The 1,976-nt window shown below is 73.1% G+C and carries 2 protein-coding genes; both read right to left on the bottom strand.

Annotated elements, in window-relative coordinates:
* Positions 1-665: YbdK family carboxylate-amine ligase (locus AB0G02_RS37315; protein WP_360804352.1), on the bottom strand; the 665-nt coding region annotated here is incomplete at its 3' end.
* A 1-nt stretch (position 666) separates the two neighbouring features.
* Positions 667-1,976, bottom strand: a 1,310-nt coding sequence (locus AB0G02_RS37320) for an FAD-dependent oxidoreductase (protein WP_360804355.1), incomplete at its 5' end; no start/stop codon positions are given.

Consider the following 1,976-nt stretch of genomic DNA (forward strand, 5'->3'; position numbering starts at 1 on the left):
GGGTACCGCGAGGACGGCCTGGCCAGCCAGAACGTCTGGTTCGCGTCCGCCAGCGCACCGCAGTCGACCAGCCGGGACACCGACGCGTCGTGCTCGGCGGCCGTGCGGAACAGCGGCGGCACGCCGGAGCCGGGGAACGCCGCCTGCTCCCTCATCCGCCAGCTCGCGTACCCGGTGTCCCGGTCGCGGGCGAACGGCGAGTTGCCGCCCAGCGCGAGCAGCGTCGGTAACCAGGGCCGCAGGTGGTTGAGCACCCGCACCGCCGTCTCCCGGTCGGGCACGCCGACGTGCACGTGGCAGCCGCACGCCTGGTACTCGTCGACCTGGCCGCGGTACATCGCCTCGATCCGCTCGAACCGCTCGCCCGAGCTCAACGACGGCCGCGGGTCGGCCAGCGGCGGCAGACCGGACGCGACGAGCCGCAACCCCTCGGCGTGCGCGGCATCGGCCAGCGCGCGCCTGCCCCCGATCAGCTGCTCGCGCAGTTCGTCGAGGTTCGCGCACACGCCGCTGGCGAACTCCACCTGCGCGCCGCTCAGCTCCCGGTGCGCCTTCGAGCCGGGTGGGAGGCCGTCCACGCGGGCCAGCACGTCCTCCGCACGGGCCACCGGACGACCGGTGGCGGGATCCACGAGCAGGAACTCCTCTTCGACGCCGACGGTCATGTCAGGCGGGATCACGCCGGGGCAGCGGCTTGGTCGCGGGTCCTTCGAGCACCGCGCCGTCCACGTCGAACCGCGACCCGTGGCACGGGCAGTCCCAGCTGCGCTCGGCGGGGTTGAACCGCACCAGGCAGCCGAGGTGCGTGCAGCGCAACGACACGCCGTGCACGCCGCCCGCCTCGTCGCGGTACACACCGGCCTTGCCCGAGCCGTCGCGGACCACCCGCGCCTCGCCGGCGGGCACCTCCGCCACCGAGTCGACCTCGGCGGACTTCAGCCGGTCGCCCACCAGGTCGACGGCCACCTTCGCGTTCATCTTCGCCAGCTTCGGCGTCGCGCCCAGCGTCAGCCGGTGCGGGCTGAACCGCGCGGCCAGCGGGTTCTCCCGGCCCACGACCAGGTCGGTCAGCAGCTCGGCGGCCATGGTGCCGTTGCTCAGGCCCCACTTCATGTACCCGGTCGCGCCGTACAGGGTGGTCGAGCCCGGTGTGTACGGGCCGATCATCGGCAGGTTGTCGTAGGACGTCGGGTCCTGTGCGGACCAGCGGTGGGTGACCTCCGCGATGTCCCAGTGCTCGGCAGCGAACTTGGTCAGCTCCTCGTACGGCTCGCCTGGGGACGACCCGGTGGCGTGGCTCTGCCCGCAGACGATCAGCAGGTCACCGGACCGCGACAGCGACCACGTCGGGCTGCCGGCGCTGATGGCCAGCCCGGTGGGCGGCGTGCCGGACACCAGCCTGACCGCGATGCAGTAGGACCGCTTCGGCTCCAGCCGGGCGAAGTACAGGCCCCGGTCGAGGATCGGGTAGTGCGTGGCGATCACCACGCGTCCGGCGACGACGGTGCCCTGTTCGGTGTGGACGCGCGCCGGCTTGCCGTCGTCGATGCGCAGCACCCTGCTCGCCTCGTAGACGCGCGACCCGTCGCCGTCCACGACCTCCGCCAGGCCGCGCACGTACTTCACCGGGTGGATCAGCAGCTGGTCGTCCAGCCGCACCGCGCCCGCCACCGGGAACGGCACGCCCATCAGCTCACCGCGGTCGCGCGTCACCGGCAGCCCGGCCTTGGCCGCCGCGGTGGCCTCCTGCTCCACGGAGGCGAGCTCGGAGTCGTCGAACGCGAACGTGTAGGCGGGCATCCGGCGCAGGTCGCAGTCGATGCCCAGCTCGTCGACCAGCGAGGCCACCCGCTCGACCGCGGCCGTGTTGCCGTCGGCGTAGTCCGCCGCGGTCGCGGCGTCGTGCTTGCGCTCGATGGTCGAGTACACGGTGGACTGCAGGGCGGTCACCTTGGCGGTGTTGTTGCCGCTCACCC

Source organism: Actinosynnema sp. NPDC023658 (genome assembly GCF_040639995.1).
Classification (GTDB): Bacteria; Actinomycetota; Actinomycetes; order Mycobacteriales; family Pseudonocardiaceae; genus Actinosynnema.